This is a genomic window from Pseudomonas sp. GOM6, from assembly GCF_029537485.1.
Classification (GTDB): domain Bacteria; phylum Pseudomonadota; class Gammaproteobacteria; order Pseudomonadales; family Pseudomonadaceae; genus Aquipseudomonas.
In genome coordinates this window covers 53,372-67,615 of record NZ_JARPUS010000020.1, presented here as the reverse complement: position 1 = coordinate 67,615, position 14,244 = coordinate 53,372, and the positions used below count along the sequence as shown (strand labels likewise).

Sequence of the window (14,244 nt, the reverse complement as noted above, 5' to 3'; positions counted from 1 at the left end):
AGCTGCGCTTTTGCTCGCCCGTTAGCTTAATCGTTATGCAAGGAAATTTTTTGAGTAAATATCCGAAAGTTAGATATCCCGAAAAGGTAGGCCAATATGATGCCTTAGCGAAAGCTGGAGGCGGCTATGTTTGGGACGAAGTTTTGGAATATCGAGTTTGGTGTCACCCCCATGATGGGGCCGAAGACTACTATGATGGTAGTGACTATTTCTATCCTTTTGAAACATACGAAGAGGCGCTAGAGTTTTCAGCCTCACATAAAGGCACAGAAGAGCCTTTGGCCTTGATTCTCCAAAAAGAGTACATTGATGAACCTGAGCCCGGCCAATACGTCCATGTTATAGAAAACCGAATTACAGAGTGGCCCGCAGCATTTCTTGCTAGGCCAAAAAGAAATGAGAATACAATTCCAGATTTTATGTCGCCAAATGCACCAGCCAATAAGCTGGATATCATTCGTGGGTTAGCAAAAAAGTAAACGTGCACCGCATAACAAGTCATTCAAATCGCTCGCTTCGCTCACTCGGATCCGGCTAAAGCCAGCCCCTTCGCTTAATCGTCAGACACAGGAAACCGTGGTGCTCGCAAGACTCCACCGCGTCTCAAAACAACCCCATCTGTTTATCCACCAAGTCCCTGAAATCATCCCCCACAAACGGCAATATCGCGTCGGCGATGGGCTGTAGCTGGCGCGTCAGGTAGTGCTCGTAGTCGATGCGGGCGGTGCGGCTTTCCAGGGGTTCCGGGCCGGCGGTGGTGATCAGGTAGCTGATCCAGCTGCCCCGTGAGTATTGCTGCGGGCGCCCCAGGCGCTGGTTGTGTTGGTCGGCCAGGCGCGCGGCGCGCACATGGGGCGGTACGTTGCGTTCGTATTCGTCAAGGCGGCGGCGCAGGCGCTTGCGGTAGACGAGCAGCTCATCCAACTCGCCGGCCAGGGTGCGGCGCACGTAGTCACGCACATAGTCCTGATAGGGCCGCCGCTCGAAGATGCGTCGATACAGCTCCTGCTGGAACTGCTGAGCCAGTGGCGACCAGTCGGTGCGCACGGTTTCCAGGCCCTTGAAGACCATGTCGTGGCTACCGTCGGCGCGCTGCACCAGGCCGGCGTAGCGCTTCTTGCTGCCCTCCTCCGCGCCGCGGATGGTGGGCATGAGGAAGCGGCTGTAGTGGGTTTCGTACTGCAGTTCTAGGGCGCTGGTCAGGCCGTATTCGCTGTGCAGATGCTCGCGCCACCACTGGTTGACCTGCTGCACCAGGGCCCTGCCGATGCGTGCGGCGTCTTCTTCGGCATGTGCCTGGTTGAGCCAGACGAAGGTGGAGTCGGTGTCGCCGTAGATCACCTGGTAGCCCTGGGCTTCGATCAGCTCGCGGGTGCGGCGCATGATGGCGTGGCCGCGCAGGGTGATGGACGACGCCAGGCGAGTGTCGAAGAAGCGGCAGCCGCTGGAGCCGAGCACGCCGTAGAAGGCGTTCATGATGATTTTCAGCGCCTGCGACAGCGCGGCGTTGCCCTCGCGCTTGGCCGCTTCGCGGCCCTGCCACACGCGCTCGACGATGGCCGGCAGGCAGTGCTGGCTGCGCGAGAAGCGGGCGCCGCGAAAGCCCTCCACCGAGTGTTCGTCATCCGGGTGGGCCAGGCCTTCGATCAGCCCCACCGGGTCGATCAGGAAGCTGCGGATGATCGAGGGGTACAGGCTCTTGTAGTCCAGCACCAGCACCGACTCGTACAGGCCCGGGCGCGAGTTCATGACGAAGCCGCCGGGGCTGGCCTGGGGCATCTTTTCGCCCAGGTTGGGCGCGACGTAGCCCATGCGGTGCATGGGCGGCAGGTACAGGTGGGTGAAGGCCGCCACGGAGCCGCCGCTGCGGTCGGCGGCCAGACCGGTGGTGGCCGAGCGCTCCAGCAGGAAGTCGATCAGTTTGGTGTGTGCGAAGATGCGCGTGACCAGTTCGCAGTCCTTGAGGTTGTAGCGCGCCAGTGCGGGCTTGTCCTCGGCGAACATGCGGTTGATCTCGTCCATGCGCTCATAGGGTGTGTCGATCGCCTTGCCCTCGCCGAGCAGGCTCTGTGCCACGCTCTCCAGGCTGAACGAGGGGAAGTTCCAGGTGGCCGAGCGCAGCGCCTCGATGCCGTCGATGATCAGTCGGCCAGTGGCCGAGGCGAAGTAGTGCTTCTGGTTGACGTGCTCGCGCCATTCCATCTCGTCACCGCCCCGCCCCAGGCGCAACGGCACCTGCAACTGGCGGGCATGCTCGTGCAGCACGCGCAGGTCGAACTGCACTAGGTTCCAGCCGATGATGGCGTCCGGGTCGTGCTCGGCCAGCCAGCTATTCAGGCGCTGCAGCAACTCGGTGCGGCTGGCGCAGTATTCGAGGTCAAAATCCACCTCGGCCGGCACGCTGGGAGCTGAGCCGAGCATATACACCTGGCGCTGCCCGCAGCCTTCGAGGGCGATGGAATACAAGTCGCCACGCTCGCTGGTTTCGATATCCAGGGAGGCGAGGCGCAGCGTGGGGCGATAGTCCGGGTCGGGCTTGAGCCGTGCATCGAGCAGCACACCTTCCCCGTCGGGGCTGCCGGCGAACTGCACGGGCGCGGTGATGAAACGCTCCATCAGGTAACGCTCGGGCGGTCGGATATCGGCCTCGTAGACATCCACGCCATGGCGGCGCAGGTGTTTGTCCAGCTTGATCAGCTGGCGGTGCGAGCGGCAGTACAGACCCAGCACCGGGCGCCGGCGAAAGTCCTGCAGGCCCAACGGTCGCAGCTCCACGCCGCGCTCGCCCTGCAGCAAGGTCTCGGCCCGTTCGCGCTGCGAGGCGGGGATGAAGGCGACGGAGGTTTGCAGCGGCAGACGCACGCGTTGCGGGCCGCTATCGCTGGCCAGCCAGAACTCCACCTCGGTGCCGGCGGCGGTATCGCGCCAATGGCGGGTCAAAACGAAGCCCCGTTGTAGAGTCACCACAGCATCCAATCGCGAAAACAGCCGGCGATTCTAGCGAGTGCGGCGCAGCGCGGCAGCCGGTTCATCCTGGAGCGAAGCCAGCACCCGCTCGGCATTGGCGCTGCAGGCCATGCCTTCGGGCTTGCTCTCGACGCCGTCGATGATGGCCAGCAGGTGTGCCTTGCTCTGCGCCAGGCGTTGCTGCATGGCCTCGATCTCTGCGACTTTGCGCCGCAAGCTGGCCAGCAGCTCATCGTGGCGCCAGCTCTGCGCCTCAGGGTCCGGCAGCAGGTTGCGGATCTCCTCCAGGCTGAAGCCGGCCTGCTGCGAGCAGATGATGATGCCCAGGGTTTGCAGGGTCTGTTCCGTGTACTCGCGGTAGCCGTTGGCCTGGCGCTGGGCGGAAATCAGGCCGCTGGCCTCGTAGAAGCGGATGCGCGAGGCCGCCAGGCCAGAGCGCTTGGCCAGTTCACCGATTTTCATGGTTGCTCTCCTCTCAGATGGGGCAAATACAGACATAGAAGCAACTTCAGTCGCGATGGCTATGCGCAATAAAGCCTCGCGGCTTAAGCCGTTCCCACAAAAACCGGCCGCGAGAAGGATCTCGTGCATCACCAGCGCGGGTTTCACCCGCCCTACCAGGCTGCAGCCAACCGGCGAGCCCGGCGCAGGTTCGTTTGTATTGACGCAGTGTGTGGGAGCGACTTCAGTCGCGATGCTTTTGCGCTGCCTTCATCGCGACTGAAGTCGCTCCCACAAAGCCAGCCTGCCCCAACCTACCCGGCCCAACGCAACCTACCTGCTCTTACAACAACCGAACACCGCGACACTTTCTTTGCCTGAAACTCTTGACCTTAAAGTTGACTTCAACATTAGGCTTGCTCCACCTTCTACCGGGAGAACCGCCTTATGTCACCCTTCCAGCCCCTGCAACTGCCCAACGGCGCCGTCATTCCCAACCGCATCGGCAAAGCCTCGATGGAGGAAAACCTGGCCGATGCCAGCCAGGGCCCTTCGACCGAACTGCTGCGCCTTTACCGCGCCTGGGCCGAGGGTGGCGCCGGGTTGCTGCTGAGCGGCAACGTGATGATCGACCGCCGCGCGATGACCGGCCCCGGTGGCGTGGTGCTGGAAGATGACCGGCAGCTGGACAAATTCCGCGAGTGGGCGCGTATCGGTCGTGCCCAGGGCGCGCAGTTCTGGCTGCAGATCAACCATCCCGGCCGGCAGATGCAGGCCAACCTTGGCCAGCCCACCGTCGCACCCTCGGCCGTGGCGCTGGACATGGGCGGGCTGTCCAAGCTGTTCCCCGTGCCCAAGGCGCTGACCGACGAAGAGATCGGTGCGTTGATCCAGCGTTTCGCCCGCACCGCCGAGTTGGCCGAGCAGGCCGGCTTCACTGGTGTGCAGATTCACGCGGCACACGGCTACCTGCTCAGCCAGTTCCTCTCGCCGCTGACCAACAAGCGCACAGACAGCTGGGGCGGCCCGCTGGAGAACCGCGCGCGCTTTCTGCTGGAGGTGGTCAAGGCCGTGCGCGCTCGCGTTTCATCGGGCTTTTGCGTGGCGGTCAAGCTGAACTCGGCAGACTTCCAGCGCGGCGGCTTCGACGCTGCCGATGCCAAGCGTGTGGTCGAGCTGCTCAATGCGCTGCCGGTGGATCTGGTCGAACTGTCCGGTGGCAGCTACGAGGCACCGGCCATGCAAGGCGATGCGCGCGACGGGCGCACCCTGGCCCGCGAGGCCTACTTCCTAGAGTTCGCCGGGGAAATCGCCGCCGTGGCCAAGATGCCGCTGATGGTCACCGGCGGTATCCGCCGCCTGCCGGTGGTCGAACAGGTGCTGGACAGCGGCGTGGCCGTGGCCGGCATCGCCACCGCCCTGGCCATCGAGCCGGGCCTGCCCAAGCGCTGGCAGGCCGGCGAGCAGCAACTGAGCGCCGAGTTGCCGCCGATCCGCTGGAAGAACAAGACCCTGGCCGCGCTGGCCTACATGGCCACGGTGAAGTTCCAGATGCGCCGCCTGAGCCACGGCAAGGCCAGCAAGCCGAACGTTTCGCCGCTGCGCGCCTTCCTCACCGAGCAGATCAAGACAGCGCGGCGCACGCGCCTGTACAAACGCCTGATGACCAGCGCTTAAGCCGGCAGGTGCCCGGTCTTGCACCAGAGCAGGCAACCCTCAGAACTGCACGGTGTGTGCGTGAAACCCGGCGGGCAGCGCAGCCAGCTGCCCGCCGGATAGGTGCCCCGCTCGTCCTGCAGGCAGCCTTGCAAGACCAGATATTCCGCGCCGCCGGGGTAATGTCGCGGCGCCCCCGTCGTACCGGCCGGGCAGCGTTGTAAAAGCACCTGCTCGGTAGCGAAGCGATGCAGCACCAGCTCGTCCAGGCCAGGCGCTACGCCAGGCTGCCAGGCGGCGTGATGGTGATTGACCACCACCTCGGCCGTGTCCTCCACGGCGAACTGCATCAGCTTGACGAAAATGGTGCAGCCCTCGCGGCTGAACGGCGTGTGCCGGCTGCCGATGGGATTGCGCACATAGGTGCCGGCCGGGTAGTCGCCGCGCTCGTCGGAGAACACCCCCTCCAGCACCAGAAACTCCTCGCCGCCGGGATGGCTGTGGGCGCTGAACTGCGAGCCCGGCGCGTAGCGCACGATGGACGTGGCCCGCGCCAGCTCTTCACCGATGCGGTCGAGCATCTGCCGCTCCACCCCGGGCAACGGCGAGGCCACCCAAGGCGCATCGCCCGGGCGGATCACCACCGGCAGGCTGAAGTCGGCATTGAGGCGCATGCCGGGCTTACCAGCTGCCGACGTTGGGCATGGAGGCCCAGGGCTCGGCCGGTGCCAGCGGCTCGCCCTTCTGCAGCAGCTCGATGGAGATCAGGTCCGGCGAACGCACGAACGCCATGTGGCCATCGCGCGGCGGACGGTTGATGGTCACGCCGTGCTCCTGCAGACGCTGGCAGGCGGCGTAGATGTCGTCCACCAGATAGGCCAGGTGGCCGAAGTTGCGCGCACCGCCGTAGTCCTCGGTGTCCCAGTTGTAGGTCAGCTCGACCTGGGCGTCGTGATCGCCCGGGGCGGCCAGGTAGACCAGGGTGAAACGACCCTGGGGGTACTCGCGCTGCTTGACCACTTCCAGGCCAAGAGCATCGCGGTAGAAGCGCAGGGAGGCGTCCAGATCACGGACGCGGACCATGGTATGCAGGTATTTCATCGATCAGTTCCGCTCGAGTAGGGCCAGCAGAGCTTCGGCGCTGGCATCCGAAGAGGCAGGATTCTGCCCGGTGACCAGCAGCCCGTCGACCTCGACGTGGCTGCTCCAGTCCTCACCACGGCCATACACCCCGCCGTGGCCCTTGAGCATGTCTTCGACCAGGAAGGGCACCACATCGCTGAGCTGCACCGCATCTTCCTCGCTGTTGCTGAAACCGGTGACACGCTTGCCGCGCACCAGCGGCGTGCCGTCGGCGGCCTTGACGTGGCGCAGCACGCCCGGCGCATGGCACACGGCGCCGACCGGCTTGCCGAGGGCGATGAAACGCTCGATCAGGGCGATGGAGGTGGCGTCTTCGGCCAGGTCCCACAGCGGGCCGTGGCCACCGGGGTAGAACAAGGCATCGAAGTCCTCGGCGCGCACCTGGGCCAGTGGCAGCGTGCCGGCCAGTGCCTGCTGCGCCTCGGCATCGCCGGCAAAGCGCCGGGTGGCATCGGTCTGCGCGTCCGGGGCGTCGCTCTTCGGGTCGATCGGCGGCTGGCCGCCCTTGGGCGAAGCCAGGGTGATCTGCGCCCCGGCGTCCTTGAACACGTAATAGGGCGAGGCGAACTCTTCCAGCCAGAAGCCGGTCTTGTGGCCGGTGTTGCCGAGTTGGTCGTGGGACGTAAGAACCAGCAGAATCTTCATGAACAACTCCTCGGGACAGCGCCCGCTGCGATTGCGATGGGTAGAGGCTAGGACCTCAGCCTCGGCTCGAACATTCGAAAACTTTTATTTCTGACATTCGGAAAGTGGAGGGCACGCAGAAACGGCCCGGCTTAACGGCGGGTTCAACGTGCGTCCAGCTGCTCGATCAGGGCTTCGGCCAGCGCCTTGTCGGAGAACGGGTTCTGCCCGGTGATCAGCTCGCGGTCGACCACCACGTGCGGCTGCCAGGCCTTGGCGTACTGCATCTGGCCACCGGCGGCAGCCATGGCAGGCGCCGGGTAGTAACGGATGCGTGCGCCCTGCAGCGAGCCCTCGAATACCGCCTCCTCCGGGTCGGAGAAAATGGTCATGCGGTAGCCCTGGTAGGTCCAGTCGGCAGCCGCCGGCTTGTCGCCGCGTACCAGCGCCGCCTCGTAGCCCTGCGGGTCAGCCTGCGCCGCCAGCAACGCGATGGGCCCATGGCAGATGGCGGCGGTGGGCTTGCCGGCCTGATGGAAGTGGCGCAGCAACGTACCGACCTGCGGGTTGTTGGCCAGGTCGATCAGCGGCGCGTGGCCCCCGGGGATGAACAGCCCCTCGTAGTGGCTCAGGTCGCCCGCCAGCACCTCACCCAACGACAGCGTGTCGCCAATGTCCGGCAGCCCGGCCACCAGTTGCTGGATACGCTGCATCTCGGCCGCATCGCCGCCGAAGTACTGCGGGTCGACGGATCGCTGGTCCACGCTCGGCGCGTTGCCCTTGGGCGTCACCAGCACCAGCTGGTAGCCGGCATTGAGCAGGCGGTCGGCCGGCACGCCGAACTCGTTGAGGTAGTAGCCGGTGGCGTAACGCTGGCCATCCTTGAGCGCCAGCTGGTTCTCGCTGGACAGCAGCACCAGCACCTGGCCCTTGGGCTCGGCGGCAAAAGTGGGCGTGGCAATCAGGCTGGCCAGCACGGCCAGGGCAAGCGGTTTAAACGTCTTCATGGGTGCCTCCAGAGCATGCGCAGAACGGTGACCCGTTCGAATGAGGCGAATCTTAGGCGGACGGTTATGATTCGATAATTCGAAAGCTCTTATTCCTGGTATCCAAAAAGTGAATATCGCTAACAAGGATCTCAATCTGCTGCTGGTCTTCCATGTGCTCTATCAGGAGCGCAATGCCACCCAGGCCGCCCAGCGCATGGCGCTCAGCCAGCCGGCGCTGAGCCACAAGCTGAACAAGCTGCGCCACGCCTTCGGCGATCCGCTGTTCGTGCGTGCGCCGCGCGGCCTCACGCCGACGCCACGGGCGCACCAGCTGGCGACCCAGGTACAGCGCCTGGTGGCGGAGCTGGAGGCGTTCTACGACCAATGCGATGGCCGCGACTTCCTGCAGCGCGCCGAGCGCATCCACCTCTTCACCACCGACTACATGGAGCAGACCCTGCTGCCGCACCTGCTGCCGCGCCTGCGCGCACAGGCACCGAACCTGATCCTGATCACCCACAACACCCGCGGCCTGCTGCCGCGCGAAGAACTGGAGAAAGGCACCTGCGACCTGGCCATCGCCGGCTTCTACGACAACCTGCCGGACACCTTTCACCAGCAGCGCCTGCTGTCCGAAGACTTCGTGGTGCTGGCCGATGCCGGTAACCCCTGGCTGGCACGAGGGCTCGACCTGGAGGCGTTTCTCGCCTGTGAACACCTGCTGACGACCCTGACCGGCGACCTCAACGGCCTGGTGGATCGCGCCCTGGAGCGCCTGGGCCACCGGCGCCGGGTGGCTGCCGGGCTGTCCAGCTTCATCGCCCCGACCCGCCTGATTCGCGATACCCAGATGCTGCTGACCTGCCTGCGCTCGGTGGCCGAAGAGGCGGTGGCGCGCGACACGCAGCTGCGCCTGCACCCCCTGCCCGCGGTGCTCGAGCTGCCGCGGGTGGACGTCATGCAGATCTGGCACGAGCGCACCGAGGCCGACCCGCTGCGCCGCTGGCTGCGCCAGCAGATTCAGCAGGTGGCCGGTTCACTCAGACCCTGAGGCCATCGAGCACCTGGCGGCTGCGCTCGAACCAGCCGAGCAGGTAGTCCGCCAGCGCCTGGGTGCGCCGTGGCAGGCTGCCCTGCCAGGGATGCACGAGGAACACCGGCGTGCTACGCGTCTGGTAATCGCTGAGCAGCCAGCGCAGGCGGCCGTCGCGCAGCTCCTCCTGCACCATGTAGGACGGCAGACGCGCGATGCCGGCGCCGCTCAGCGCCGCCTTCTTCAGCAAGCTGTAGTGGTTGCTGGCCAGCTGCCCGGCCACCGCCACCCGCTCCAGCTGGTGCTGGCGGTGGTAGAGCCATTCAGCGAAACCGCTGTAGTGGGTATTGAGCAAACACTCGTGCTCGACCAGCTGCGCCGGCACCTGCGGCGTGCCGTGGCGGGCCAGGTAGCCGGGCGTGGCACAGGTGATCTCCTGCAGGGCGAACAGGGGTTTGGCCACCAGACGCTCATCCAGCTGCTGCCCGGAGCGAATGCCCAGGTCGAAGCCTTCGGCGATCAGGTCACGGTAGGTGTTGGCCAGGTCCAGCTCGATGCGCACCCGGGGATATTGACGAGCGAAATCCAGCAGCAGGGCATCGAAAAAGGTCTCGCCGAGCGACACCGGCACCGTCAGCCGCACGCTGCCGGCCACCTCCTCCTGCAGCCCCTGCACCACCTGCAGGGCTTTCTGCGCCTGGGCCTGCAGCGCCTGCGCCTCGGGCAACAGGGCCGCGCCGGCGGCGGTCAGGTGCAGGCGGCGGGTAGTGCGGTGCAGCAGCTGGCTGCCCAGGCGCCTTTCCAGAGCGCTGATGCGCTTGGACAACTGCCCCTTGCTGCAGCCCAGGCGCTCGGCCGCTGCGGTGAAGCTGCCCAGCTCGATCAATTGGGCAAAGGCTGCCAGGTCTTCCAGGTCACTCATGCCGCACCCATTGTTTCCATATGAAAACCAAAGGTTTCACATTGCCTGGATTATTGGCAACAGCAGGCACCCTAGACTGGCCCCATCAACCACGCAATCAGGAGTCCAATCATGAAAATCATCCTTGTCGGCGCCAGCGGCACCATCGGCCAGGCCATCGAACGCGAACTGGGCGAACGCCATCAGATCATCCGGGTCGGCCGCAGCAGCGGCGAGTACCAGGTCGACATCAGCGACACCGCCTCCATTCGCCGCCTGTTCGAACAGATCGGCCCGTTCGATGCGCTGATCAGCGCCGCCGGCAACGCCCACTTCGGCGCCCTGGAAGAGTTGGGCGAGCAGGAGTTCGCCGTCGGCCTCAACGACAAGCTGATGGGCCAGGTGAATCTGGTGCTGATCGGCCGCGAGTTCGCCAACGACGGCGCCTCCTTCACCCTCACCTCCGGCATCCTCAGCGAGGACCCGATCCGCTACGGTGCCGCCGTGAGCACGGTCAACGCCGCCGTCGACGCCTTCGCCCGCGCCGCGGCCATCGAACTGCCACGCGGCCTGCGCATCAATGCGGTGAGCCCGACCATCCTGGAGGAATCGCTGCCGGCCTACGGTCCCTACTTCCGCGGCTTCAAGGCGGTACCGGCAGCCACCGTGGCGCTGGCCTACGCCAAGAGCGCGGAGGGTCTGCAGACCGGCCAGGTCTATCGGGTGCTGTGAAGCCACGGTTGCCTGAGTGGCCTGGCGGTGGCACCGTGGGGGCGTGTTTCACACAGGGACGCCCCCATGTACCGCGCAATCAGCCTACTGACCCTCTGCGGCCTGCTGGCCGCCTGCTCCTCCAGCCCCGAGACTACGCCCGCTGCGCACAGTGGCGATGGTCGCTGCAACGCCGAAGCGGTGCAGCACTTCGTCGATCAGCGCATCACCACCGAGATGGCCGAGGAAGCCCGCGTGGAGTCCGGTGCCAAGTACCTGCGCGTCACCCAGCCCAACCAGCCGGTGACCATGGACTACAACCCGCAGCGCCTGAACATCGACATCGACGACGCCGACACCATCGTGCGCCTGAGTTGCGGCTGATCCTGCGCTAGGCCGCCGGGCTTTGCACTGCGGACAGCTCGATGCGCAGCGCCATGTGTCGAATCAGGCCGCTGCCCATCAACTGCCCGAGCAGTTGCATGTGCGGCAGGCCCAGGTGTGCCTGCAACGCCTCTTCGGAGTGCCAGAGGCTACGCAGCAACCAGTGGTCACGGCCCTGCAGGCCCTGGTGCAGCTCACACCCCAGGCACTCCACATCGCCCTGCACCTGCAGTCGCAATTCCCCCAGGTGCAGACCAAGCTGGGCGCCGCCACCCTCGCGCGCCTGAAAACTGGCCAGGCCAATGATTGCTCGCTTCATCCACTCATCCTCCGCAAGCACCGCTCAGTTGAGAGCCAATGAACATGGCTGTTGCAGCGGCTGTACTCGTGCAATGTGCAACATGAACACCCGCTGATGATGAACAGCGCCTGTCAGGCAGAGTGCCTGCGCCTTGGCCCGGAGCGTTAACCAGATGCTGCCTGTGACTTGTACGATCCTGCCTGGCGTAGAAAATCTGCAGCGGTTTGCAATAACGGCCCGGACATTGCAACCTGCGTCCGGTTCCTGCAGACGAGATCGCCCTTGAAAAGACTGCTGCTACTCCTGCTGTTTGCGGCGCTACCCGCCCAGAGTGCGGACTGGCAGATCTATACCCACAGCCTGGGCAGCCAGGCCAGCCTGATCGACGGCGAGCTGCGCGGACATCCACATGGCGGCAAGCGCGCCTTCTACGTGGAACTGGTGCGTGCCTTGCTGGACGAGTTGCAGCAACCCGCCCCCATCCTCGAAGTCCCCCTGGCACGCGGGCTGAAGATGGTGCAGTCACGCGCTCATGTGGTGCTGTTCAACCTCAGCCGCACCCGCGAACGTGAACGTCTGGTGCACTGGGTCGGCCCCACGTTGCAGGAAACCGACTACCTCTACGAACTGAAGGCCGAGCCGACCAACATCCGCGTGATAGCAGACGCCGTCACACTCCCCGTCTGCGTGCTCAACGGCAGCTCGCACGACAGCCTGCTCAGCGACCGCGCCTTCACCCAGGTACACAGGGCCAACTCCTATGCCGGCTGTTTCCGCATGCTGGCCGCAGGTCGCGTACAACTGGTGGCCTCGGCCGACAGCGACCTGCAGCGCAAATTGGCCGAAGCCAAGGTCGCCGCAGCGGATGTCACGGCGACGGCTGTCTCGCTGGGCCGCGACGAAGGCTATATCGCGCTGTCCATCGATACCCCCGCAGGCGAAGTGGCACGCTGGCGTCAGGCGCTTGCCCAATTGATCCGCGACGGCCGCTACCAGCGCCTGCAAGCCCTGTACGCACACTAACGGGCCTGCACGATTCTGCGGAGCACTTGCCCAATCCTGCCGATCTTCCCGTCCGCGCGGGACAGGCCTGCAGCCGCTGGCTAAGCTGCGCCCATTCTGGAGGAACGCCCATGTCTGCAGCCCCCCTCGAAACCAGCCTGGAAGCGCAACGCCAGGAGCTGGCCAAGCTGATCGCCCGCATCGCTCGGGAAGACGGCATCCACGAGAGCGCCATTGCCGATCTGGTGCTGTTTCGCGCCAGCGAGCCTTCGCCCATCACCCACTGCCTGTACCGTCCGGCCCTGTGCATCATGGCCCAAGGGCAGAAAGTGGTGCGCCTGGAAGAGGAATGCTTCGTCTACGACCCGCTGCATTACCTTGTGGCCTCGGTCACCCTGCCGGTCACCGGCGAGGTAACCCAGGCATCGAAGGCTGCGCCCTACCTGAGCCTGCGTCTGGACCTCGACCCACTGGAGCTGGGCGAGCTGATCAGCAGCGCCGGCCCGATTGCCGTGACCAAGCGCAGCAGCGGGCGCGGCCTGCATGTCGACCGCATGGATCAACCCCTGCTGGATGCGCTGATCCGCCTGCTGCGCCTGCAGGAAACACCGCGCGACATCCCCATGCTGGCACCGCTGATTCGCCGCGAGATTCTCTACCGCCTGTTGTGCAGCCCGCAGGGTCAATTACTGCGCGACATCGCCACCGCCGACAGCCAGGCGCACCGGGTCAACCGCGCCATCGAATGGCTCAACCTCAATTACCACAAGCCGCTGCGCATCGACGATCTGGCGCGCGAGGCCAACCTCAGCACCTCGACCCTGCACCACCGCTTCAAGGCGGTGACCGCCATGAGCCCGCTGCAGTACCAGAAGCAACTGCGCCTGCAGGAGGCGCGGCGTCTGATGTTGTGCGAAAACCTCGATGTGTCTAGCGCCGGCTATAGAGTCGGCTATGAAAGCCCCTCGCAGTTCAGCCGAGAATACAGCCGCCTGTTCGGCGCCCCGCCGATTCGCGACCTGGCCCGACTGCGGGAAACGGGCTGACTACCAGACCAGCTCCAGCTCGCTGCGGAACTGCCGCCGCTCGCCGGTCAGCGGGTCGTCGAAGCTCAACTCCTGGGCCAGCAGCTTGAGCGGGCGGCTGAAATCGTCCACACCCTTTTCGTCGGTCAGCAGCGGGTAGAAGCTGTCGTTGCTGATCGCCGCGCCCAGCGCCGCCATGTGCACGCGCAGCTGGTGCTGTTTGCCGGTGATCGGCCACAGGCGATAGCGCCACAGCTCGCCGTGGCGCTCCAGCACCTCCAGCAGGGTTTCGCTGTTGGCCTCACCGGGCACTTCGCGCATGCGGAAGAACGGCTCACCCTTTTCCAGCCGCGACCGGCGGCGCAGCGGGAACTCATGCTGCGGCAGGGCCGGAGCGATGGCCTGGTAGACCTTGTCGATGCGCCGTTCGCGAAACAGCGCCTGGTAGGCACCGCGGGTCTGCGGGTTGCTGGAGAACAGCACCAGCCCGGCGGTATGCCGGTCGATACGGTGCAGCGGCGCCAGATGCGGATTGCCGGTCTCGCGCACCAGACGGGTGAGCAGCGTCTGCTCGGCATAATCACCAGCTGGCATCACCGGCAGGAAATGCGGCTTGTCGGCAATCAGGATGTGCGCGTCCTGGTGCAGGATGCGGGCGTTGAAGGGGATCTCCCGCTCGTTGGCGATCTCGCGAAAATACTGCACCCGCAGCGCCTCGCGATAAGGCTCGTCCGGCCCCAACGGGCGATCCTCGGCATCCAGCACCAGGCCACGGGCCATGCGCTGCAACCAGGTCTGCCGGGAAATCTGCGGGAAACGCTCGCACAGGCAATCGAGCACCGTGGCCCAGTCACCGGCGGGCAGGTGCAGATAGCTGGGGCGAACGTGCAAGGGGCGGGAAGACATCGGCAATCCTGGCGGGCGAAAGCCGTGCATTATTCCTCAGGCGACGGCAAAACGCTGCCCGCCACGACAAGCGCACAGTGGTTCGGGTATTTGTCCCGCGACTGTATCTGCCCCTCGCCAGCGGGGTGGTGCAGGATCTGGCTGCAACCCTGGAGGAGCGA

At 65.2% G+C, this 14,244-nt stretch carries 16 protein-coding genes; 7 read left to right on the top strand and 9 right to left on the bottom strand.

Features of this window, described 5'->3' with window-relative positions; all coding sequences use genetic code 11:
- Positions 1-479: hypothetical protein (locus P7A97_RS18765; protein ID WP_277691891.1), on the top strand; the 479-nt coding region annotated here is incomplete at its 5' end.
- 124 nt (positions 480-603) lie between these two features.
- On the opposite strand, the gene P7A97_RS18760 is transcribed toward P7A97_RS18765, so the two are convergent.
- Both P7A97_RS18760 and P7A97_RS18755 read right to left on the bottom strand, forming a co-directional pair.
- A complete protein-coding gene (locus P7A97_RS18760; protein ID WP_277691889.1) occupies positions 604-2,964 on the bottom strand; it encodes a DNA polymerase II in 2,361 nt (786 codons plus the stop codon).
- Positions 2,965-2,997: 33 nt separating this feature from the next.
- The gene (locus P7A97_RS18755) at positions 2,998-3,429 is read right to left on the bottom strand and encodes a MerR family transcriptional regulator (protein WP_277691887.1); all 432 of its coding nucleotides are present in this window, start codon (positions 3,427-3,429) and stop codon (positions 2,998-3,000) included.
- A 426-nt stretch (positions 3,430-3,855) separates the two neighbouring features.
- Between P7A97_RS18755 and P7A97_RS18750 the strand changes: the two genes are divergently transcribed.
- Positions 3,856-5,085: an NADH:flavin oxidoreductase/NADH oxidase family protein gene (locus P7A97_RS18750; RefSeq protein WP_277691885.1), complete on the top strand. Its 1,230-nt coding sequence runs from the start codon at positions 3,856-3,858 to the stop codon at positions 5,083-5,085.
- Here P7A97_RS18750 and P7A97_RS18745 read toward each other — a convergent pair.
- The 4 genes from P7A97_RS18745 to P7A97_RS18730 form a co-directional block, all read right to left on the bottom strand.
- The gene (locus P7A97_RS18745; protein WP_277691883.1) at positions 5,082-5,738 is read right to left on the bottom strand and encodes a cupin domain-containing protein; all 657 of its coding nucleotides are present in this window, start codon (positions 5,736-5,738) and stop codon (positions 5,082-5,084) included. The genes P7A97_RS18750 and P7A97_RS18745 overlap by 4 nt on opposite strands.
- A 7-nt stretch (positions 5,739-5,745) precedes the next feature.
- A complete protein-coding gene (locus P7A97_RS18740) occupies positions 5,746-6,165 on the bottom strand; it encodes a VOC family protein (RefSeq protein WP_277691882.1) in 420 nt (139 codons plus the stop codon).
- A 3-nt stretch (positions 6,166-6,168) separates the two neighbouring features.
- Positions 6,169-6,852, bottom strand: a complete 684-nt coding sequence (locus P7A97_RS18735; protein WP_277691881.1) for a type 1 glutamine amidotransferase domain-containing protein — start codon at positions 6,850-6,852, stop codon at positions 6,169-6,171.
- A 143-nt stretch (positions 6,853-6,995) separates the two neighbouring features.
- Entirely contained in the window at positions 6,996-7,838 is an 843-nt protein-coding gene (locus tag P7A97_RS18730) for a type 1 glutamine amidotransferase domain-containing protein (protein WP_277691879.1), read from the bottom strand.
- A gap of 109 nt (positions 7,839-7,947) precedes the next feature.
- Between P7A97_RS18730 and P7A97_RS18725 the strand changes: the two genes are divergently transcribed.
- The gene (locus P7A97_RS18725; protein WP_277691877.1) at positions 7,948-8,871 is read left to right on the top strand and encodes a LysR family transcriptional regulator; all 924 of its coding nucleotides are present in this window, start codon (positions 7,948-7,950) and stop codon (positions 8,869-8,871) included.
- On the opposite strand, the gene P7A97_RS18720 is transcribed toward P7A97_RS18725, so the two are convergent.
- Positions 8,861-9,775: a LysR family transcriptional regulator gene (locus P7A97_RS18720; protein WP_277691876.1), complete on the bottom strand. Its 915-nt coding sequence runs from the start codon at positions 9,773-9,775 to the stop codon at positions 8,861-8,863. The genes P7A97_RS18725 and P7A97_RS18720 overlap by 11 nt on opposite strands.
- 111 nt (positions 9,776-9,886) lie before the next feature.
- Between P7A97_RS18720 and P7A97_RS18715 the strand changes: the two genes are divergently transcribed.
- On the top strand, positions 9,887-10,486 hold the full coding sequence (locus P7A97_RS18715; RefSeq protein WP_277691875.1) for a short chain dehydrogenase: 600 nt from the start codon (positions 9,887-9,889) through the stop codon (positions 10,484-10,486).
- A gap of 66 nt (positions 10,487-10,552) precedes the next feature.
- Complete coding sequence (locus P7A97_RS18710; protein ID WP_277691874.1) at positions 10,553-10,849, top strand: I78 family peptidase inhibitor; 297 nt, start codon at positions 10,553-10,555, stop codon at positions 10,847-10,849.
- Between the two features lie 7 nt (positions 10,850-10,856).
- Here P7A97_RS18710 and P7A97_RS18705 read toward each other — a convergent pair whose 3' ends face one another.
- A complete protein-coding gene (locus tag P7A97_RS18705) occupies positions 10,857-11,168 on the bottom strand; it encodes an antibiotic biosynthesis monooxygenase family protein (protein ID WP_277691873.1) in 312 nt (103 codons plus the stop codon).
- A 264-nt stretch (positions 11,169-11,432) separates the two neighbouring features.
- Here P7A97_RS18705 and P7A97_RS18700 point away from each other — a divergent pair, with 264 nt between their 5' ends.
- Complete coding sequence (locus P7A97_RS18700) at positions 11,433-12,173, top strand: transporter substrate-binding domain-containing protein (protein WP_277691872.1); 741 nt, start codon at positions 11,433-11,435, stop codon at positions 12,171-12,173.
- Between the two features lie 110 nt (positions 12,174-12,283).
- Complete coding sequence (locus P7A97_RS18695; RefSeq protein WP_277691871.1) at positions 12,284-13,198, top strand: AraC family transcriptional regulator; 915 nt, start codon at positions 12,284-12,286, stop codon at positions 13,196-13,198.
- Here the strand turns inward: P7A97_RS18695 and P7A97_RS18690 are convergent, their stop codons facing one another.
- Entirely contained in the window at positions 13,199-14,083 is an 885-nt protein-coding gene (locus P7A97_RS18690) for a pseudouridine synthase (protein WP_277691870.1), read from the bottom strand. It abuts the gene before it with no gap.
- Positions 14,084-14,244: the final 161 nt, after the last annotated feature.